The 19,419-nt window shown below is 60.2% G+C and carries 19 protein-coding genes; 11 read left to right on the top strand and 8 right to left on the bottom strand.

Features of this window, described 5'->3' with window-relative positions:
- Positions 1–64 precede the first annotated feature (64 nt).
- Genes ftsX through ftsY form a run of 3 tightly spaced genes read right to left on the bottom strand, consistent with a single transcriptional unit; the run spans position 65 to position 3,275 of the window.
- A complete protein-coding gene (ftsX, locus tag CKW16_RS02490) occupies positions 65–1,087 on the bottom strand; it encodes a permease-like cell division protein FtsX (RefSeq protein ID WP_008152652.1) in 1,023 nt (340 codons plus the stop codon).
- Positions 1,084–1,755: a cell division ATP-binding protein FtsE gene (ftsE, locus tag CKW16_RS02485; RefSeq protein ID WP_056738938.1), complete on the bottom strand. Its 672-nt coding sequence runs from the start codon at positions 1,753–1,755 to the stop codon at positions 1,084–1,086. The genes ftsX and ftsE overlap by 4 nt, the downstream gene beginning before the upstream one ends.
- The gene (gene ftsY / locus CKW16_RS02480) at positions 1,752–3,275 is read right to left on the bottom strand and encodes a signal recognition particle-docking protein FtsY (RefSeq protein WP_095127072.1); all 1,524 of its coding nucleotides are present in this window, start codon (positions 3,273–3,275) and stop codon (positions 1,752–1,754) included. Before ftsY ends, ftsE begins: the two co-directional genes overlap by 4 nt.
- A 344-nt stretch (positions 3,276–3,619) precedes the next feature.
- Here ftsY and CKW16_RS02470 point away from each other — a divergent pair, with 344 nt between their 5' ends.
- From CKW16_RS02470 to CKW16_RS02450, 5 genes are all read left to right on the top strand, one after another.
- Complete coding sequence (locus CKW16_RS02470) at positions 3,620–4,975, top strand: pitrilysin family protein (RefSeq protein ID WP_095127071.1); 1,356 nt, start codon at positions 3,620–3,622, stop codon at positions 4,973–4,975.
- On the top strand, positions 4,968–6,458 hold the full coding sequence (locus CKW16_RS02465; protein WP_095127070.1) for a pitrilysin family protein: 1,491 nt from the start codon (positions 4,968–4,970) through the stop codon (positions 6,456–6,458). The genes CKW16_RS02470 and CKW16_RS02465 overlap by 8 nt, the downstream gene beginning before the upstream one ends.
- Positions 6,458–7,069, top strand: a complete 612-nt coding sequence (gene rsmD, locus CKW16_RS02460) for a 16S rRNA (guanine(966)-N(2))-methyltransferase RsmD (RefSeq protein ID WP_033060498.1) — start codon at positions 6,458–6,460, stop codon at positions 7,067–7,069. Before CKW16_RS02465 ends, rsmD begins: the two co-directional genes overlap by 1 nt.
- A gap of 63 nt (positions 7,070–7,132) precedes the next feature.
- A complete protein-coding gene (locus tag CKW16_RS02455) occupies positions 7,133–8,131 on the top strand; it encodes a hydrolase (RefSeq protein WP_095127069.1) in 999 nt (332 codons plus the stop codon).
- Positions 8,132–8,135: 4 nt separating this feature from the next.
- Positions 8,136–8,975, top strand: a complete 840-nt coding sequence (locus CKW16_RS02450; RefSeq protein WP_095127068.1) for an AraC family transcriptional regulator — start codon at positions 8,136–8,138, stop codon at positions 8,973–8,975.
- 135 nt (positions 8,976–9,110) lie between these two features.
- Here CKW16_RS02450 and CKW16_RS02445 read toward each other — a convergent pair whose 3' ends face one another.
- Together CKW16_RS02445 and CKW16_RS02440 are read right to left on the bottom strand one after the other, a co-directional pair.
- Entirely contained in the window at positions 9,111–9,965 is an 855-nt protein-coding gene (locus CKW16_RS02445; RefSeq protein WP_095127067.1) for a sulfurtransferase, read from the bottom strand.
- Between the two features lie 33 nt (positions 9,966–9,998).
- Entirely contained in the window at positions 9,999–10,670 is a 672-nt protein-coding gene (locus CKW16_RS02440; RefSeq protein ID WP_095127066.1) for a TetR/AcrR family transcriptional regulator, read from the bottom strand.
- A 146-nt stretch (positions 10,671–10,816) separates the two neighbouring features.
- Between CKW16_RS02440 and CKW16_RS02435 the strand changes: the two genes are divergently transcribed.
- The 5 genes from CKW16_RS02435 (at position 10,817) to CKW16_RS02415 (ending at position 15,490) form a co-directional block, all read left to right on the top strand.
- Entirely contained in the window at positions 10,817–12,247 is a 1,431-nt protein-coding gene (locus CKW16_RS02435; protein WP_095127065.1) for a coniferyl aldehyde dehydrogenase, read from the top strand.
- A 28-nt stretch (positions 12,248–12,275) separates the two neighbouring features.
- Entirely contained in the window at positions 12,276–12,821 is a 546-nt protein-coding gene (locus CKW16_RS02430) for a twin-arginine translocation pathway signal protein (RefSeq protein WP_095127064.1), read from the top strand.
- Positions 12,822–12,945: 124 nt separating this feature from the next.
- Positions 12,946–14,541, top strand: a complete 1,596-nt coding sequence (locus CKW16_RS02425; protein WP_095127063.1) for a GMC family oxidoreductase — start codon at positions 12,946–12,948, stop codon at positions 14,539–14,541.
- 115 nt (positions 14,542–14,656) lie between these two features.
- Complete coding sequence (coaD, locus tag CKW16_RS02420; protein ID WP_046053691.1) at positions 14,657–15,136, top strand: pantetheine-phosphate adenylyltransferase; 480 nt, start codon at positions 14,657–14,659, stop codon at positions 15,134–15,136.
- A 102-nt stretch (positions 15,137–15,238) separates the two neighbouring features.
- Positions 15,239–15,490, top strand: coding sequence for a YfhL family 4Fe-4S dicluster ferredoxin (locus tag CKW16_RS02415; protein WP_003195146.1), 252 nt, complete (start codon positions 15,239–15,241; stop codon positions 15,488–15,490).
- A 141-nt stretch (positions 15,491–15,631) separates the two neighbouring features.
- On the opposite strand, the gene CKW16_RS02410 is transcribed toward CKW16_RS02415, so the two are convergent.
- Genes CKW16_RS02410 through CKW16_RS02400 form a run of 3 tightly spaced genes read right to left on the bottom strand, consistent with a single transcriptional unit; the run spans position 15,632 to position 17,665 of the window.
- Complete coding sequence (locus tag CKW16_RS02410) at positions 15,632–15,955, bottom strand: hypothetical protein (RefSeq protein WP_056738916.1); 324 nt, start codon at positions 15,953–15,955, stop codon at positions 15,632–15,634.
- Positions 15,956–16,008: 53 nt separating this feature from the next.
- The gene (gene mutM, locus CKW16_RS02405; RefSeq protein WP_095127062.1) at positions 16,009–16,821 is read right to left on the bottom strand and encodes a bifunctional DNA-formamidopyrimidine glycosylase/DNA-(apurinic or apyrimidinic site) lyase; all 813 of its coding nucleotides are present in this window, start codon (positions 16,819–16,821) and stop codon (positions 16,009–16,011) included.
- A gap of 28 nt (positions 16,822–16,849) precedes the next feature.
- Positions 16,850–17,665, bottom strand: coding sequence for an HDOD domain-containing protein (locus CKW16_RS02400; protein WP_176471508.1), 816 nt, complete (start codon positions 17,663–17,665; stop codon positions 16,850–16,852).
- A gap of 234 nt (positions 17,666–17,899) precedes the next feature.
- On the opposite strand from CKW16_RS02400, the gene CKW16_RS02395 reads away from it, so the two are divergent.
- A complete protein-coding gene (locus tag CKW16_RS02395; protein WP_033060516.1) occupies positions 17,900–19,096 on the top strand; it encodes a class I SAM-dependent rRNA methyltransferase in 1,197 nt (398 codons plus the stop codon).
- The last annotated feature ends 323 nt before the right edge of the window (positions 19,097–19,419 follow it).

Below are 19,419 nucleotides of genomic sequence, written 5' to 3'. Positions count from 1 at the left end.
ATTGACCGGAAACCGAAAGACAAGTTCCCATAAACGCTGAAAGGTCAATACGAGCAAAATGATATTACTTTGGCGCAAGCTCCCGCAGGTGGCGTGCGACTGCAATCCATGCACCGATATACCCCAACAGCACCGCGCCAAGCAAGAGAGACAGACCGTCGGCAACTGGCACTCCGGCCAGCGCAAAATCACTGCCATACAGACCGGCCAGCCCAACCACCGCGTCGTTCAGCCAATCAAGGCCGAACGCCAATACGCCCCAGGAAAGAATCCCCGCACCGAAGCCATAAAGCGCGCCCATATACAGAAAGGGCCTGCGCACATAGCTGTCAGTGCCGCCGACGAGTTTAATCACTTCTATCTCTGTGCGGCGGTTTTCAATATGAAGACGAATGGTATTGCCTATCACCAAAAGTAATGCAGAAACCAGAAGCACGGTCAGACCGAAGACAAAACGGTCACCCAGCTTGAGGATGGCTGCCAGACGCTCGACCCAGACTAGATCAAGTTGCGCCTGTTGTACCTTCGGCAGCTCGGAAAGTTTTTGTCGTAATGCTTCAAGCGCGGGCTTATCGACCTCGTTCGGCGTCACCAAAACCACGCCCGGCAGCGGGTTTTCCGGCAGTTCCTTAAGCGCCTCACCCAGACCTGACTGCTGCTGGAACTCTTCCAGCGCCTGATCGCGGCCGACATATTCAGCATCAGCTACCCCAGGCATGCCTTTGATCTGCTCGCGCAACGACTCGCCTTCAGCGGGGCTGGCCTCGATTTGCAGGTACAGGGAAATCTGCGCCGCACGCTGCCAGGAACCGCCGAGACGCTCGACGTTACTTAGCAAAAGTGACAGGCCCATGGGCAAACTCAGGGCAACCGCCATCACCATGCAGGTGAAGAAGCTACCGATTGGCTGCTTGCCCAAACGACGCAAGCTATCGAGCAGGCTGGCGCGATGACTCTCGACCCAGGCACGGAACAGTGTGGCGAAATCCGGGCCGTCATCATCGTCGCGTTTTTTCTTCTGCGGTTGCTGATCGGCGGCCTTCGGAGCCACGCGCTCGGAAACCTTGGGGCTGCGTGTCGCACTCATACGCCGGCCTCCCCGTCACCGATCAATCGGCCGCGTTGCAGGGTCAGCATGCGGTGGCGCATGCGGGCGATCAGTGCCAGGTCGTGACTGGCAATCAGCACGCTGGTGCCCAGACGGTTGATGTCTTCGAACACGCCCATGATTTCTGCCGCCAGACGTGGATCGAGGTTACCGGTCGGTTCGTCCGCCAGCAGCAAGGCCGGGCGGTGAACGATGGCGCGGGCGATGCCGACGCGCTGCTGCTGACCGGTGGACAGGTCGCCAGGGTACAAATCGGTCTTGTCCGAGAGCGCCACGCGCTCCAGGGCCGAATCCACGCGTTTGGTGATCTCGGCCTTGGACAGCCCAAGGATCTGCAAGGGCAGCGCGATGTTGTTGAACACCGTGCGATCGAACAACAGCTGGTGATTCTGGAACACCACGCCTATCTGCCGCCGCAAGTACGGGATCTGTGCATTGCTGATGGTGCTCAGGTCTTGCCCGGCCAGCAGCAATTTGCCGGTGGTCGGACGCTCCATCGCCAGCAGCAGGCGCAACAAGGTGCTTTTACCGGCGCCAGAGTGGCCGGTCACAAACAAAAACTCGCCCCGACGGACTCGAAAGCTCAGCTCATGCAAGCCGACATGACCATTCGGGTAGCGCTTACCGACCTGTTCGAAACGAATCATGAACGCTCCCGCTCGGCAAACAGTGCCTGGACAAAGGGTTCTGCTTCAAAAGTACGCAAATCATCGATGCCTTCACCGACGCCGATGTAGCGAATCGGCAAGCCAAACTGCTTGGCGAGGGCGAAAATCACCCCACCTTTGGCGGTGCCATCGAGCTTGGTCAGCGCCAGGCCGGTCAGTTCGACGGTCTGGTTGAATTGTTTGGCCTGGCTGATCGCGTTCTGGCCAGTGCCGGCATCGAGCACCAACAGCACCTCGTGCGGCGCGTCGGCGTCGAGCTTGCTGATCACCCGGCGAACCTTCTTCAGCTCTTCCATCAAGTTGTCTTTGGTGTGCAAACGACCGGCGGTGTCGGCGATCAGCACGTCAATGCCACGGGCCTTGGCGGCTTGCACGGCGTCGAAGATAACCGAAGCCGAGTCAGCGCCGGTGTGCTGAGCGATGACCGGGATCTTGTTGCGCTCGCCCCAGACCTGCAATTGCTCGACGGCGGCGGCGCGGAAGGTATCGCCGGCCGCGAGCATGACTTTCTTGCCTTCGAGCTGCAGCTTCTTCGCCAGTTTGCCGATGGTGGTGGTCTTGCCGGCGCCGTTGACGCCGACGACCAGAATCACGAACGGCTTGTTCTGCGAAGTGATTTTCAGCGGTTGCTCGACGGGTTTGAGCATCGCCGCCAGTTCCGCTTGCAGGGACTTGTACAGCGCGTCGGCATCGGCCAGTTCTTTGCGAGCGACCTTCTGGGTCAGACGCTGAATGATCACCGAAGTCGCCTCGACGCCCACGTCGGCGGTTAGCAGGCGGGTTTCGATGTCTTCGAGCAGCTCGTCATCGATGAGCTTCTTGCCCAGGAACAGGCTGGCCATGCCTTCGCCGATGCTGGCGCTGGTCTTGGACAAACCTTGCTTCAGGCGGGCGAAGAAACCGGCTTTGGTTTCTTCTGTACGCACAGGCTCGGCAGGCGCTTCGACGGGAACGACAGGTGCAGCGGCAACAGGGGCGACGGGAGCGGCTACCGGAGTCGGCGCTTGGACAACCGGAGCAGCCGGAGCAACAAAAGCGGGCACTACAGGTTCCAGAACAACCGGTTCAGGCTCGGCCACCACCACTGGCGCGACAACCGGCTCAACCACTGGCGCTTGAACGGGCTCAGGAGCGAAGGCAGTCGGCGCTGGAATCGGCGGTGTAACGTGCGGCGCCAGCTCATCTACGACCAATGCCACCGGCTCTTCCGCCACGGGCAACGTCAGCCATGGCTCGGCAATGGGCGTCAATGGCACCTGGGTCACGACTTCGGCGACAACATCAGGCTCAGGCTCGATGGCCGTTTGCAGCACCGGCTCGGCGATCGGCAGGACAACCGGCGCGGGCTGTTCTTCTATTACCGGCGCAGGCGTGGGCTCAGGAAGTGGCTGTGGCTGTTCGACGACGGGTTCCTGCGGCTTTTTGCGCAGCCATCCGAACAGGCTTTTCTTCTCACCAGCCGCAGCTGGGGCTTTCTTGTCGTCGTTGGAACCAAACATGGAGGACGGCTATCTCACGGTAGCGACGCGCCAAAGGGCGCCTCGGCAAATAAATATTCGATGCAGAACAGACTGCGATTGACCCAGCTTGTTCACGCGCAACATTTTGTCGAGGTGCAAACAGCACCTCAAAGGTCGACTAATACGAAGGACTGGAACGGCATCGTCGGCGAAAACGCAGAGTTTAGCTGACAAACTCAAAGCTACCGCCGTAACCCCAAACAACCTGCTGACCGATCAAAGGCCTGATAGGCGTGGCCGCCAGTAAAACGGATCAGTATCCTAGCACCTCCTCGCCCGCCTAGGCTAAGACCAAGCGGGCAGCCCCAAAGGTTTAAAAACGAATGAATGCTCTAGCCCGCCGCGCTGCAGGCCTGCTGCTCAGCACAGTTTGTCTGCCCCTCTCGGCCCTGGCTGCCGATCCACAACCCACTCACGAATTCACCCTCGATAACGGCCTGAAGGTCGTCGTGCGCGAAGACCATCGTGCACCGGTGGTGGTTTCCCAAGTCTGGTACAAGGTCGGCTCTAGTTACGAGACCCCGGGTCAGACCGGTTTGTCCCACGCTCTGGAACACATGATGTTCAAGGGCAGCGAGAAAGTCGGCCCCGGCGAAGCGTCGCTGATCCTGCGCGACCTCGGCGCCGAAGAGAACGCTTTCACCAGCGATGACTTCACGGCGTATTACCAGGTGCTGGCCCGCGACCGTCTGGGCGTGGCCTTCGAGCTGGAAGCCGACCGCATGGCCAGCCTGCGTCTGCCGGCCGACGAGTTCGCCCGCGAGATCGAAGTCATTAAAGAAGAGCGTCGCCTGCGCACTGACGACAAGCCGATGTCCAAGGCCTACGAACGCTTCAAGGCCATGGCCTACCCGGCCAGCGGTTACCACACGCCGACCATCGGCTGGATGGCTGACCTGGACCGCATGAAAGTCGAAGAGCTGCGCCACTGGTACCAATCCTGGTACGTGCCGAACAACGCCACGTTGGTGGTGGTCGGTGACGTGACCCCGGACGAGGTCAAAACCCTCGCCCAGCGTTACTTCGGCCCTATCGCCAAACGTGACGTGCCATCGGCGAAAATACCGCTGGAACTGGCCGAACCCGGCGAACGGCAGATCACCCTGCATGTGAAGACCCAATTGCCGAGCCTGATGCTGGGTTTCAACGTGCCAAGCATCGCCACCGCTGAAGACAAACGCTCGGTCAACGCCTTGCGCCTGATCTCCGCCCTGCTCGACGGCGGCTACAGCGGACGTATCCCGACACAACTGGAGCGCGGCGAAGAGCTGGTCTCCGGCGGTTCGTCGAGTTACGACGCCTATACCCGTGGCGACAGCCTGTTCACCTTGTCGGCAACGCCCAATACCCAGAAAAAGAAAACCATGGCCCAGGCCGAAGCGGGCCTGTGGAAGCTGCTCGAACAGCTGAAAACCACCGCGCCGTCCGCTGAAGAACTGGAGCGAGTCCGCGCGCAGGTCATCGCCGGCCTGGTTTACGAGCGTGACTCGATCACCAGCCAGGCCACCGCTATTGGCCAACTGGAAACTGTCGGCCTGTCGTGGAAGCTGATGGACACCGAACTCGCCGAGCTGGAAAGCGTGACTCCGGAAGATATTCAGAAAGCCGCCAAGCTGTATTTCACCCGCGAACGTCTCAGCGTCGCCCATGTATTGCCGGAGGAGACGACTCATGAGTGAGCGTAAAAAACCGCGCCTGGTCCTGATGGGCCTGATCGCTGTCGCATTGATCGGGTCTGCCGCGTTTTACTTTTCAAAGACCGACGAATCCAAGGCCAGCGAAGCCCTCGACAAGGCCAAGGCCAGTCAGAAGCTGCAATCGCTGGCCGAACTCGACGGCAAAGCGCCAAGCCACCGCACCCTGGACGTGCAGACCTGGAAAACCGCCGAGGGCGCCAAGGTGCTGTTCGTTGAAGCCCGGGAGCTGCCGATGTTCGACATGCGCCTGATCTTCGCCGCCGGCAGCAGCCAGGACGGCGACGCACCTGGCCTCTCCGTGCTGACCAACGCCATGCTCAACGAAGGTGTGGCCGGCAAAGATGTCGGCGCCATTGCTCAGGGCTTCGAAGGCCTGGGCGCAGACTTTGGCAACGGCGCATTTAAAGACATGGCACTGGCTTCCCTACGCAGCCTCAGCGCCGCGGACAAACGCGAACCGGCCCTGAAGTTGTTCTCTGAAGTCATCGGCAAACCGACCTTCCCTGCCGATTCCTTTGCACGCATCAAGAACCAGATGCTCGCCGGTTTCGAGTACCAGAAGCAGAACCCGGGCAAACTCGCGAGCCTGGAGCTGATGAACCGCCTGTACGGCGATCACCCGTACGCGCACTCCAGCGATGGCACGGCGAAAACCGTTCCAGCGATCACACTGGCTCAACTGAAAGCGTTCCATGAGAAAGCCTACGCGGCTGGCAACGTGGTGATTGCGCTGGTGGGCGACCTGTCTCGTGCCGAGGCGGAGGCGATTGCTGCGCAAGTCTCCAGCGCGCTGCCAAAAGGCCCGGAGCTGGCGAAAATCCCGCAACCGGAGGAACCGAAAGCCAGCATCGGTCACATCGAGTTTCCGTCCAAGCAGACCAACCTGATGCTCGCGCAATTGGGCATCGACCGTGACGACCCGGACTACGCGGCACTGTCCATGGGTAATCAGATTCTTGGCGGCGGTGGCTTCGGCACGCGGTTGATGAGCGAAGTGCGCGAGAAGCGCGGCCTGACGTATGGCGTGTATTCGGGCTTCACCCCGATGCAGGCTCGCGGCCCGTTCATGATCAACCTGCAAACCCGCGCCGAGATGAGCGAAGGCACGCTGAAACTGGTGCAGGACGTGCTCGCCGACTACCTTAAAACCGGCCCGACCCAGAAAGAACTCGACGACGCCAAGCGTGAACTGGCCGGCAGCTTCCCGCTGTCCACCGCCAGCAACGCCGATATCGTCGGCCAACTCGGCGCCATGGGTTTCTACAACCTGCCGCTGAGTTATCTGGATGACTTTATGCGCGAGTCCCAGAGCCTGACGGTCGAGCAGGTCAAAACCGCACTGAACAAACACTTGAGCACGGACAAAATGGTCATCGTCAGCGCTGGCCCGACCGTGCCGCAAAAGCCGTTACCGGCCCCAACTGATAAACCTGCCGAGCAACCGCTCGGGGTTCCGGAGCATTAATGGCCACTCGTCCTAAAAAACCTGTTCACAACGTCCATAACGGCGTGAACCAACTGCGCATCATCGGCGGCGAATGGGGCAGCCGAAAGCTGAGTTTCCCGGATGCACCGGGGCTGCGCCCTACCCCGGACCGGGTGCGTGAAACCCTGTTCAACTGGCTCGCGCCTTATGTCGCTGGCGCCAAGGTTCTGGACCCGTTCGCCGGCAGCGGCGCGTTGTTCCTCGAAGCCTTGTCCCGTGGCGCGGCCATGGGTCAGGCGCTGGACGCCAGTAACATCGCGGTCGCCAGTATCAAGGAACATCTGGGCACGCTGCGCTGCACCACCGGCCAGATTCAGACCGCCGATGCCCTGCGCTACCTGGAAACCCAGACGGCGACTGCTTACGACCTGGTGTTCCTCGACCCGCCGTTCAACCAGAACCTGTTGCCGGGCGTTTGCGCATTACTTGAAGAGCGTCAGTGGCTGGCCGACGAAGCATGGATCTACACTGAAAGCGAGAATGCGCCATCGAGCCTTGGCTTACCAGGCAACTGGCGCCTGCACCGGGAGCAGAAATCCGGGCGGGTGTATTACGCGTTGTGGCAACGTATGGCAGAGATTGCCGGTTAACCAACCGGCCTGAAAAAGGTGCGCGCCTCAAGCGAGGCTCGCACCGCTGCATCGAGAACCATCGTGCCCCAAACGCCAGAACGCTTCACCCCCGCCTTCGGCCTCGGCAACCCGCACTTGCAAACCTTGTGGGGACCGCTGTGGCGCAAAACCACGCACATCGAACGCCAGCGCGAACGCTTGTGGCTTGAGGATGGCGACTTTCTCGATCTCGACTGGCACGGCCCGCACAACGCCGAGGCACCACTGGTACTGGTGTTGCACGGCCTGACTGGTTCTTCCAATTCGCCTTACGTGGCCGGGGTGCAGAAAGCACTGGGTGCCCAAGGCTGGGCCAGCGTCGCACTGAACTGGCGCGGCTGTTCCGGCGAGCCAAATCTGTTGCCGCGCAGCTACCATTCCGGCGCCAGTGAAGACCTGGCCGAAACCATCAAACACCTGAAGGCCCAACGACCGCTCGCGCCGTTGTATGCGGTCGGCTATTCCATGGGCGGCAATGTGTTGCTCAAGCACTTGGGCGAATCCGGCAGCAATAGTGGCGTGGTCGGTGCGGTGGCGGTGTCGGTGCCGTTTCGTCTCGATCAATGCGCCGACCGTATCGGCCAGGGTTTCTCCAAGGTCTATCAGGCGCATTTCATGCGCGAGATGGTGGCCTACATTAAAAACAAGCAGCGCCAGTTCCAGCACGATGGGCGCGAGGAAGGACTGGCGGCATTGGCCGCGCTGGGCTCGCTGGAGAACATGCGCACGTTCTGGGATTTCGATGGCCGAGTCACCGCGCCGCTGAACGGTTTTGCCGATGCCAAGGATTACTATGACCGCGCCTCAAGTCGCTATTTCCTTGGCGAAATTCGTACGCCAACCCTGATCATTCAAGCGACCGATGACCCGTTTATATTTCCTCATAGCCTGCCGCACGCCGACGAATTGTCCGCCTGCACTCAATTCGAGTTACAGACCAAGGGTGGGCATGTCGGCTTCGTCGATGGTTCGTTCAGGCAACCGGGTTACTACCTGGAACGCCGCATCCCGCAGTGGCTGACCGCCGTGGGTCGTCAGTAAGGCCATGGACGTCGATCAGGGCGAGTCGATCCGATTCTGGCAAACAGCGCCGTTGGCCGGCGTCGAGTTATTGTCCGCGCGCTACATCGATCACCGTTTCGCGCCCCATGTGCATGACGGTTACGTGATCGGCATGATCATGGCGGGCGCCCAACGCTATCGCTATCGCGGTGCCGAACACCTGGCCGGTAGCGGCACGCTGGTGCTGATCAATCCGGACGAACTGCACACCGGCCATAAAGGTACTGAGGAGGGTTGGTTGTATCGGGCGTTCTATCCGGACAGCGGTCAGATTCTGTCGCTACTCGATGAACTGGAACTGCCGACCAACGACTTGCCAGCATTTGGCGCCACGCTGTATCGCGATCCGGATCTGGTGAAGGGTTTCTGCCAACTGCATCATCTGCTGGAGAGTCCGTCCACGGCCCTGCAACAACAAACGGTCTGGCGGGAAATGATGCTGTCGCTGTTGCAACGGCACGCAGCCGTGCCGATTGCCGGCAAGCCGGGCAAGGAACATCGCGCGGTGACACTGGCCAAGGATCTGCTGCAAGCACAATTGGCGACGCCGCCTTCGCTGGAAGAACTGGCAGCGGCAGTCAATCTTTCGCCCTTCCACTTCGCCCGGGTGTTCCGCCGCGCCACGGGCATGCCGCCGCACACCTGGCTGATGCAGCAGCGCATCGCTCGGGCGCGGGCGCTGTTACAGAGCGGTTGTTTGCCGCTTGAAGTGGCGACGCAGCTGGGGTTTGCTGACCAGAGTCATCTGAGTCGGCAGTTCAAGCAGGTTTACGGCGTGGGCCCGGGCGCGTATCGCAGCGCCCGGCAACTCCCCGGACTTTGATGACGACGACGATCCAAATGTGGGAGCGGCGGTGCGACGATTCGACTTGCTCGCGAAAGCGGTGCTTCAGTCGAAACTTATGTTGACTGACCCACCGCATTCGCGAGCAAGCCCGCTCCCACATTGGGTTGAGGTTTACTCGCCCTTGGCGACGCCCCGCGCAGGATCGTTGATCCATTCGCTCCATGAACCGGCATACAACGCGCCCAACGGATAACCCGCCAGGCACAACGCGAACAGGTTGTGACAGGCCGTCACGCCAGAACCGCAGTACGCCACCAGATCGGTCGGCGAACGATCACCAAGCTTCTCGGCAAAACGCTGTTTGAGCTGATCTGCCGGCAGAAAACGCCCGTCGCTGCCCAGGTTGTCGGTGAACGCCGCACATTGCGCGCCAGGGATGTGCCCGGCAATCGGGTCGATCGGTTCTACTTCGCCCTTGAAACGCGGCAAGCCGCGGGCATCGAGCAGGGTCAGCGCAGGCTGGCCGAGACGTTTCTGGAGCTGTTCGGCGCTCAAGACCAGCGCGTTGTCCGGCGCCCCCGTGAAGGTGCCACGCTCAATCTGCGGCGCATCAAGACTCAGGGGCAACCCGGCCGCGTGCCAGGCCTTGAGCCCGCCATCCAGAATGAACACGCCGTCACGTTTGCCCAGCCAAGCCAGCAACCACCAGGCCCGCGCCGCGTACGCACCCGGACCGTCGTCGTACAAAATCACATCGCTGTCGGCGTTGACGCCCCAGGCTTGCAGACGTTCGATCAACTCTTCAGGTTCAGGCAACGGATGCCGCCCGGTCACACCCTTGACCACTGTCCCGCTCAAATCACGCTCAAGATCGGCAAAGCTCGACCCTGCGATATGCCCTTCGGCATAGCTGCGTTGACCGTAATCCGGGTCTTCGAGGGCAAAACGACAATCCAGAATCACCAGCCCCGGCTGCTCCTTTTTCAGGTCCAACGCTTGCGGGCTGATCAGTTGCGCAATGGGCATAACGGGCTCCTGTGATTAAGTCTGTTTTGAATCCTACTGCACTTCTTCCAGCGCTTGGGCCAGCGGCACGTAAAACTCCTCGAACAGCGCGTTTACCGCGGCGCGAGATTGATCCGTGACGAAACCGGCCTCCAGCACCAGCACCTGATACACGCCTCGCTTGATGGCTTGCTCGCTCAGGTGATTGGAATTTTCACGCGTGGTGCACAGAAAACGCACCCAGGACGTCAGGATGATCCAGGCATTGAGCGTCAGGGATTCGATCTGAACCTTGTCCATTTGCAGGATGCCGGCCTCGACGAAGCCCGCGTAGATGTGCGTGCCATGGATCAGGCAGCGTTGGGAAAAGCGCCGATAACGGGCGGCCAGCTCCGGATCACTGTCGAGCAAATGTTCCAGGTCGCGGTGCAAAAACCGGTAGCGCCACATGGCGGCCAGCAATTCCTGAAGGTAGAAGCGCTTGTCTTCGACCGTGGCGGCACGACCCTGGGGCGGGCGCAGGAAGCTGTCCACCAGGCTTTCGTACTCACTGAACAACACGGCGATGATCGCCTGCTTGTTGGGGAAGTGGTAGTACAGGTTGCCCGGGGAAATTTCCATATGGGCAGCAATGTGGTTGGTGCTGATGCTGCGCTCACCCTGCTGATTGAACAGCTCCAGGCTGTTCTGCACGATGCGCTCGCTGGTTTTGATCCGAGGGGCCATGGCTTGGGCTTTAATTCAAAGTGCGTTGACCGGCATCTTACGACCTATCTGCGAGTGGATAAAACAAAGCTGCACCAGGATGTCATTTGACTTTCTAGAGCATAGACTCTAAAAAGACCCTTATTACAATAAATCCGGAGCCGACCATGACTGCTGACATCGCCTACTTGCAGAACCTGCAGCAGCCCCTGGAAGAGCTCCAGACCCTGTTCGACGCCCAACGCTCGGCGTATGCCGCCAACCCGATGCCGCCCGCCGCCCAGCGCCAGCAATGGCTGAAAGTCTTGCGCGATCTGTTGAGCAATGAGCGCCAGGCATTGATCGATGCCATCAGCCAGGATTTCAGCCATCGCAGCGCCGATGAAACCCTGCTCGCCGAACTGATGCCCAGCCTGCACGGTATTCACTACGCCAGCCAGCACCTCAAAGGCTGGATGAAGGCGTCGAAGCGCAAGGTCGGGATTGCCTTTCAACCCGCGGCGGCCAAAGTCGTTTATCAACCTTTGGGTGTGGTCGGGGTGATCGTGCCGTGGAACTACCCGCTGTATCTGGCCATCGGGCCATTGGTCGGCGCGTTGTCGGCAGGCAATCGGGTGATGCTCAAGCTCAGCGAATCGACCCCGGCCACCGGTTTGCTGCTCAAGGAACTGCTGGGCCGAATCTTCCCGCACGACCTGGTCTGCGTGGTACTGGGCGAAGCCGATATCGGTGTGGCCTTCTCTAGATTGCGTTTCGATCACCTGCTGTTCACCGGCGCCACCAGCATCGGCAAACACGTGATGCGTGCGGCGGCCGAGAACCTGACCCCGGTGACCCTCGAACTCGGAGGCAAATCCCCGGCCATCGTGTCGCACGACGTGCCACTCAAGGACGCTGCCGAACGCATCGCCTTCGGCAAGACGCTCAACGCCGGGCAGACTTGCGTGGCCCCGGACTATGTACTGGTGCCGGAAGATCGCGTAGGCGCTTTCGTCGAAGCCTATCGTCAGGCGGTTCGCGGGTTTTATCCGACCTTGACCGACAACCCAGACTACACAGCGATCATCAATGACCGACAATTGGCGCGTCTCAACGGTTACATCAGCGACGCCACCAGCAAGGGCGCGCTGCTAATTCCGCTGTTCGACAAGGGTCAGGGGCGTCGCATGGGCCACAGCCTGCTGCTCAACGTCAGCAACGACATGATGGTGATGCAGGATGAAATCTTCGGCCCGCTGTTGCCGATCGTCCCCTACAAGGATCTGGATCAGGCCTTTGCCTACATCAATCAACGACCCCGTCCACTGGCCCTGTATTACTTCGGCTACGACAAGCGTGAGCAACACCGCGTACTTCACGAAACCCATTCCGGCGGCGTGTGCCTGAACGACACCCTGCTGCACGTCGCTCAGGACGACATGCCATTCGGCGGGATCGGCGCCTCGGGCATGGGCCATTACCACGGCCACGAAGGTTTCCTGACCTTCAGCAAAGCCAAAGGTGTGCTGATCAAACAGCGGTTCAATGCGGCGAAATTGATCTACCCGCCGTACGGAAAATCCATTCAGAAGCTGATTCAGAAACTGTTTATCCGCTAACGATCATTCCCTTCGGGTAATAACAATAATGAGCCCAAGTCTGTCCGATACACCCGCGCTGTCACGGCGCGGCTTGCTTAAATTCAGCCTGGGCGCCAGCGCGTTTCTCGCCACCGCCGGTTTGGGCGCGAGCCTCAGCGGCTGCTCATCGAGCCTGCCGGCCAGCGGTTTCGCGATTCTGCGCAGCGGTGACTTGCTGTTTCTGCAGGCTCTGATTCCGGTAATGCTCGACGGTGCTGTGGCCATCGAAAAAACACCGGCGGCCGTCGGTGAAACCCTGCACTGCCTGGATAACGGTCTGAATCATCTGTCGCCGGAAATGCTCAAGCTGACCCGGCAGTTATTCGATGTGCTGGGAATGAGCATCACCCGCGGACCACTGACCGGGATCTGGGGCAGCTGGGAAAACGCCAGTGCCGACGATATTCGGCACTTTCTCGATCGCTGGGAAAACAGCTCGTTGAGTCTGCTGCGCATGGGCCATAGCTCGTTACAGCAACTGGTGATGATGGCGTGGTACAGCCGGGCGGAGTCGTGGGCGCATTGCGGGTATCCCGGACCGCCAACGGTCTAAAACCGCAGCGCGCCCTTCGCGAGCAAGCCCGCTCCCACAGGGGACCGCGTATACCCATGTGGGAGCGGGCTTGCTCGCGAAGGCGTCAGCCGCCTCACCAACATAACAACAAGAGAGCCTGAAGATGCCCGTACCCGATCCGTTCCGCGAAGGCCTGGCCCGTGGCTGGAAAACCTACAACGGTTCACAACTGACCCAGGACCTGACCCTCGAAGCGGACGTGGCGATAATCGGCAGCGGCGCGGGCGGTGGCACCACCGCCGAAATCCTCAGCGCCGCGGGCTACAAGGTATTGCTGATAGAAGAAGGCCCGCTCAAGACCAGCAGCGACTTCAAGATGCTCGAAGACCAGGCCTACACCAGCCTCTATCAGGAAGGTATCGGCCGCATGAGCAAGGACGGCGCAATCACCATCCTTCAGGGCCGGGCGGTGGGCGGCACCACGCTGATCAATTGGACCTCAAGTTTTCGCACGCCGGACCCGACCCTCGACCACTGGGCCAAGGAACACGACGTCAAAGGCCACACGCCGGCCGAGATGGCGCCGTGGTTCGAGAAAATGGAGCAACGCCTGGGCGTCGCCCCCTGGATGATCCCGCCCAACGCCAACAACAACGTGATCCGCAAAGGCTGCGAAAAACTCGGCTACGCCTGGCATGTGATCCCGCGCAACGTGCGTGGCTGTTGGAACCTGGGCTACTGCGGCATGGGCTGCCCGACCAACGCCAAGCAATCGATGCTGGTCACGACCATCCCGGCGACCCTGGAAAAAGGTGGGGAGTTGCTCTATCTGGCTCGCGCCGAAAAGCTCTTGATCGCCGGCGACAAGGTCAAAGGCTTGCACTGCGTAGCGATGGACGACCGCTGCGTCGCGCCTACCGGACACGCGATCACGGTCAAGGCGCGGCATTACGTGCTGGCTGGCGGCGGGATCAACAGTCCGGCGCTGCTGATGCGCTCTGAGGCGCCGGACCCACACAAACGGCTGGGTAAACGGACTTTTCTGCACCTGGTGAACATGTCGGCAGGGCTTTTCGACGAAGTGATCAACCCGTTTTATGGCGCGCCACAGTCGATCTATTCCGACCATTTCCAATGGCAGGACGGCACCACCGGAAAAATGTCTTACAAACTCGAAGTGCCGCCGCTGCACCCGGCACTGGCCACGACCCTGCTCAGCGGTTTCGGCAAGGAAAACGCCCAACACATGGAAAACCTGCCCCACACCCACGCCATGTTGGCGTTGCTGCGGGACGGCTTTCACCCGGACAGCCCCGGCGGCAGCGTCGAGTTGCGCGGTGACGGCACGCCGGTGCTCGACTATCAGGTTTCACCGTATGCCTGGGACGGGTTGCGCCGGGCGTTCCACAGCATGGCCGAAATCCAGTTCGCGGGCGGTGCCAATGCGGTGATGCCGATGCACGCCGACGCTCGGTACGTGAAAACCCTGGCCGAAGCGCGCACGCTGATCGACGGCCTGAACCTTGAGCTGTATCGCACACGCCTGGGCAGCGCCCATGTGATGGGCGGTTGTGCCATGGGTGAAGACCCGAAAAACGCCGTGACCGACAGCCTCGGCCGGCATCATCAACTAGGCAATCTGTCGATTCATGACGGCTCGCTGTTCCCCACCAGCATTGGCGCAAACCCGCAATTGTCGGTCTACGGGCTGACGGCGCAGCTGGCAACTTCTTTGGCCGAACGTTTGAAAAACCCATGAAAAGGGAGAATATTCCAATCGTCCATAGTGCTTTCTTACCCAAAAGGCGACTTGGCCGACCGGGAAGGCTGCGATACCATCCGACTCCCCAACGGACTCCCGCCAGGACGACGCGATGAACCGAGTGTTGTACCCAGGTACCTTCGACCCTATTACCAAGGGCCATGGCGATCTGGTCGAACGCGCCGCGCGCCTGTTCGATCATGTGATCATCGCCGTCGCCGCCAGCCCGAAGAAAAACCCGTTGTTTCCCCTGGAACAGCGTGTGGAGCTGGCGCGCGAGGTCACTAAACATCTGCCGAACGTTGAAGTCGTCGGCTTCTCGACGTTGCTGGCGCATTTCGCCAAAGAGAAGAACGCCAACGTGTTCCTGCGTGGTTTGCGTGCAGTGTCGGACTTCGAATACGAATTCCAGCTGGCCAACATGAACCGTCAGCTGGCGCCGGATGTGGAAAGTCTGTTTCTTACCCCGTCCGAACGTTATTCGTACATTTCCTCGACGCTGGTCCGTGAAATCGCAGCCCTGGGCGGCGATATCACCAAGTTCGTCCACCCCGCGGTGGCGGACGCCCTGAACGAGCGCTTCAAGAAGTAACAACCGCTCAAGCGGCGCCCGCGTGCACTGCGGGCGCCAATGCGGCACAATTGTGCGCATTGGTTTATTGCGCCCGGGCTTTCCGCCCTGGCTGGAGTTAGCATGTCCCTGATCATCACCGACGATTGCATCAACTGCGACGTCTGCGAACCCGAGTGTCCGAACGCCGCCATCTCCCAGGGCGAAGAGATCTACGTGATCGACCCGAACCTGTGCACCCAGTGCGTCGGCCACTACGACGAACCTCAGTGCCAGCAAGTGTGCCCGGTGGATTGCATTCCGCTGGACGAGGCGCATCCGGAGACTGAAGAGCAGTTGATGGAGAAGTACCGGAAGATTACCGGCAAGGCTTGAATCTGAGGTTTTTGTAGCGCTTATTCGGGCCTCTTCGCGAGCAAGCCCGCTCCCACAGTTGATCTGCAGTGCGACACAGATCAATGTGGGAGCGGGCTTGCTCGCGAAGACGTCATCAGCCAAACCGAAGATCGAACTGGCTCACTCCCTCTGCTCAAACCCTTCCCCGACACACCCAAGACACCGCACGAACGCCGCTTTCGCCGGGTCGACCACCAACGCCTGTCCCGCATCGCCAACGCCGCCACCCAATGCGGTAAACGGCAACGACACCACAAACGCTCCGGCACCAATCACCGTCGCCACGACCAGCAAGGGTCGGGCAATCAGCAAATCGCCGAGCATGGCGTACGCCGGGGGATTCTGGATGGTGTAACGCGGGTCGCCGCTGCCCGTGTTTGCTGCCAGCGCTGGCGCACCGACGCTCAGCAGCAAAACGACGACAACGGTTCGAAACAGGTTCATGGCACGGTCCTTGGGTTGGGCAGTCAGAACACTGACTATAGACCGTAGGCGTATCAGCTCTGACAACGCGGGCAAAAGACGCTGGCGCGCTGCCCGAGCTTCACTTCCCGCAACTCCGTGCCACAAACCTTGCAGGGCGCACCGCCACGACCGTACACGAACAGCTCCTGCTGGAAATAACCCGGCTGACCGTCACCGCCGATAAAGTCCCGCAGTGTGGTGCCGCCGCGCTCGATAGCGGCCGCCAGAATGCGTTTGATCTCGATCGCCAGTTTCAGATAACGCCCCCGAGAGATGCTCTTGGCCTCACGACGCGGGTCGATACCTGCCGCGAACAACGCTTCGGTGGCGTAGATATTGCCCACGCCGACCACCACCGCGTTGTCCATGATGAACGGTTTGACCGCCATGGATCGCCCGCGGGACTGCTGGAACAAGCGTTCGCCGTCGAACAGATCGGTCAACGGCTCCGGCCCCAGGCGAATCAACAATTCATGGTTGAGCGGGTCGAGGCTCCAGAGCATCGCGCCAAACCGTCGCGGGTCGGTGTAACGCAAGGCCAGGCCGGATTCCAGCTCGATGTCCACATGCTCATGCTTGGCCACCGGCGTGCCGACTTCCACCAGACGCAGATTTCCCGACATCCCCAAATGGCTGATCAGCGTGCCGACCTCGGCATTGATCAACAGGTACTTCGCGCGTCGCTCCACCAGCACGATGCGCTGGCCGGACAGCCGCACATCCAGGTCTTCGGGAATCGGCCAGCGCAAGCGCCGCTCACGCACGATCACCCGGCTGACGCGCTGGCCTTCCAGGTGCGGCGCAATTCCGCGGCGGGTGGTTTCGACTTCAGGCAGTTCCGGCATGGTGCTCTCGAATCAGGCTGTGCAACGCTCAGCGGTGAGCGCCAAGGTCACGAATCGTTTGTTTGAGGGTCTCGAAGTCGTAGTCCGAGAGACCGACATAATCGAGGACCAGCGGTGCGATGCTGTTCCACTCGTGGTCATCACGCTGGTTGCCCAGCACCCGGAAGGACGCACAAATGTGCTCGGCCATTTTCAGGATCGCCAGCAGGTTCTTCAGCTGACTGTTGCGCGACGACTCATCGCTGAAAATCGCCAACGCATTGTGGTGATTGGCGATGGCGGCGGTCACATGCTCCGGCAGGCGCCAGGATTTGGCGGTGTAATAACCCACCACCGCATGATTGGTATTGAACACCCGATTCTCGGTATCCACCACCCGGCATTCGGCGCTGGCATTGGCGTAGGCCTCTTCCAGAACGGTCATGTAGTTGGGGAAGCGCTGGAGCATCAGCGGCACGCCGCAGTCATGGAACAGGCCCAACGCGTACGCTTCATCGCCGGCCTGGGTGCCAATGCGCTTGGCCAGGGTCAGGCAGGTCATCGCCACGTCCTGAGCGGTATCCCAGAAACGATTCAAGGTGACGATGGTGTCGTCGTTCATCTCGCCCTTGATCGACTGCGCGTTGATCAGGTTGATGATCGAGCGGCTGCCCAGCAGATTCACCGCACGCTGAATCGAGGCGATCTTGTTGCTCAAGCCGTAATACGGCGAGTTGACGATTTTCAACAAGGCGCCAGAGAGGCCCGGGTCCTGGGAGATCAGCTTCGCGATCACCTCCAGATCCGGATCGGGCATGTACTGTTCCATCTGCAAATCCACCATGATTTGCGGCTGGGCCGGCACGCTGATGCCTTGCAGGGACTGTTGAATCTGTTCGGAAGTCAGCTCTGGGGACATAAGTACACACTCTTGGACAGGCGGCGATTCTAACCCTTATAAAGTTGGATCCGACACCCTGGCCGGTCCATCGCCTGAAGTTTCATCAAATGCCGGACCCTTCCTCACCGCATGTCCATCCGCCAAACCGTGGCCGTGCGCAACACGCTATACTCCCGCTCTTTTTTCCGGAGCGACGTCATGTCCCTGCCTAGCCTGCGCCTCAAAGCCAACGCCGACCGTCGCCTGCGAAACGGCCACTTGTGGGTCTATAGCAACGAAATCGATGTAGCCGCTACTCCTTTGCACGGTTTCAAGGCCGGCGACCAGGCGATCCTCGAAGCGGCCAGCGGCAAGCCGCTGGGCATCGTTGCCATGAGCCCGAACAACCTGATCTGCGCCCGCCTCTTGTCGCGCGACATCAAGTTGCCGCTGGACAAGTCGCTGCTGGTGCATCGCCTGAACGTCGCGCTGTCCCTGCGCGATCGCCTGTTCGACAAGCCGTTCTATCGCTTGGTCTACGGCGATTCCGACCTGTTGCCAGGTCTGGTAGTCGACCGTTTCGGCGACATCCTGGTGGTACAGATCGCTTCGGCAACCATGGAAGCCCATAAAGAAGACGTGATCGCAGCGCTGACCCAAGTGATCAAGCCTAGCGGCATTCTGTTCAAGAACGACTCCGCTGCCCGTGATGCCGAAGGCCTCAACCGCTACGTCGAAACCGTGTTCGGCCTGGTGCCGGAGTGGGTTGCCCTGGAAGAGAACGGCGTGAAATTCGAAGCGCCCGTCATCCAGGGACAGAAAACCGGCTGGTTCTACGACCACCGCATGAACCGCGCACGCCTGGCACCTTATGCCAAAGGCAAGCGCGTTCTCGACCTGTACAGCTACATCGGTGGCTGGGGCGTGCAAGCGGCTGCGTTCGGCGCCAGTGAAGTGTTCTGCGTCGACGCATCGGCCTTCGCCCTCGACGGCGTCGAGCGCAACGCCGCGCTGAACGGTTTCGCCGACAAGATGACCTGCATTGAAGGTGACGTGTTCGAAGCCCTGAAAGAGCTGAAAGCCAGCGAAGAGCGTTTCGACGTGATCGTTGCCGATCCTCCGGCGTTCATCAAACGCAAGAAAGACATGAAAAACGGTGAAGGTGCCTACCGTCGCCTGAACGAGCAAGCCATGCGCCTGCTCAGCAAGGACGGCATCCTGGTCAGCGCTTCGTGCTCGATGCACCTGCCGGAAGACGATCTGCAGAACATCCTGCTGACCAGCGCCCGTCACCTGGACCGCAACATCCAGATGCTGGAGCGCGGCGGTCAGGGCCCGGATCACCCGGTTCACCCGGCCATCGCCGAAACCCGCTACATCAAGAGCATCACCTGCCGCCTGCTGCCAAACAGCTGATTTCGCCGGTTTGACGGGGAGCCAGCCGGCTCCCCGTTCTGTTTTCTGTTATTGAACTCTCCAACTTCCTACTCCAGCAGTCTTAATGACTTGCAGGACGTTTCGCTGTGTCTTTTATTTTAGCGGACAGAACTTACAAGATTCATCCAACCCTCAGACCGATCCGACAAAATTACTGGAACATTCCTACCTAATCTCCCCTTGATAAGAACTCATTACAAACTATGATTAAGTCGTCACAAAGGAGTGACACTCACTATCAATTACAAGGAGTTCAAAACATGAAAGCAATTACTCTGGAAACCAACAAAATCGCCAACCTG

Source organism: Pseudomonas sp. Irchel s3h14 (genome assembly GCF_900187425.1).
In the GTDB taxonomy this organism is placed as follows: domain Bacteria; phylum Pseudomonadota; class Gammaproteobacteria; order Pseudomonadales; family Pseudomonadaceae; genus Aquipseudomonas.
Note: the sequence above shows the minus strand (reverse complement) of the source record. Positions and strands in the feature narration are given on the sequence as shown.

Bases quoted from the DNA above. Each gene is read 5' to 3' on its own strand.
- ftsX (WP_008152652.1), bottom strand. From the start codon at position 1,087: ATGAGTGCGACACGCAGCCCCAAGGTTTCCGAGCGCGTGGCTCCGAAG.
- ftsE (WP_056738938.1), bottom strand. From the start codon at position 1,755: ATGATTCGTTTCGAACAGGTCGGTAAGCGCTACCCGAATGGTCATGTC.
- ftsY (WP_095127072.1), bottom strand. From the start codon at position 3,275: ATGTTTGGTTCCAACGACGACAAGAAAGCCCCAGCTGCGGCTGGTGAG.
- CKW16_RS02470 (WP_095127071.1), top strand. From the start codon at position 3,620: ATGAATGCTCTAGCCCGCCGCGCTGCAGGCCTGCTGCTCAGCACAGTT.
- CKW16_RS02465 (WP_095127070.1), top strand. From the start codon at position 4,968: ATGAGTGAGCGTAAAAAACCGCGCCTGGTCCTGATGGGCCTGATCGCT.
- rsmD (WP_033060498.1), top strand. From the start codon at position 6,458: ATGGCCACTCGTCCTAAAAAACCTGTTCACAACGTCCATAACGGCGTG.
- CKW16_RS02450 (WP_095127068.1), top strand. From the start codon at position 8,136: ATGGACGTCGATCAGGGCGAGTCGATCCGATTCTGGCAAACAGCGCCG.
- CKW16_RS02445 (WP_095127067.1), bottom strand. From the start codon at position 9,965: ATGCCCATTGCGCAACTGATCAGCCCGCAAGCGTTGGACCTGAAAAAG.
- CKW16_RS02440 (WP_095127066.1), bottom strand. From the start codon at position 10,670: ATGGCCCCTCGGATCAAAACCAGCGAGCGCATCGTGCAGAACAGCCTG.
- CKW16_RS02435 (WP_095127065.1), top strand. From the start codon at position 10,817: ATGACTGCTGACATCGCCTACTTGCAGAACCTGCAGCAGCCCCTGGAA.
- CKW16_RS02430 (WP_095127064.1), top strand. From the start codon at position 12,276: ATGAGCCCAAGTCTGTCCGATACACCCGCGCTGTCACGGCGCGGCTTG.
- CKW16_RS02425 (WP_095127063.1), top strand. From the start codon at position 12,946: ATGCCCGTACCCGATCCGTTCCGCGAAGGCCTGGCCCGTGGCTGGAAA.
- coaD (WP_046053691.1), top strand. From the start codon at position 14,657: ATGAACCGAGTGTTGTACCCAGGTACCTTCGACCCTATTACCAAGGGC.
- CKW16_RS02415 (WP_003195146.1), top strand. From the start codon at position 15,239: ATGTCCCTGATCATCACCGACGATTGCATCAACTGCGACGTCTGCGAA.
- CKW16_RS02410 (WP_056738916.1), bottom strand. From the start codon at position 15,955: ATGAACCTGTTTCGAACCGTTGTCGTCGTTTTGCTGCTGAGCGTCGGT.
- mutM (WP_095127062.1), bottom strand. From the start codon at position 16,821: ATGCCGGAACTGCCTGAAGTCGAAACCACCCGCCGCGGAATTGCGCCG.
- CKW16_RS02395 (WP_033060516.1), top strand. From the start codon at position 17,900: ATGTCCCTGCCTAGCCTGCGCCTCAAAGCCAACGCCGACCGTCGCCTG.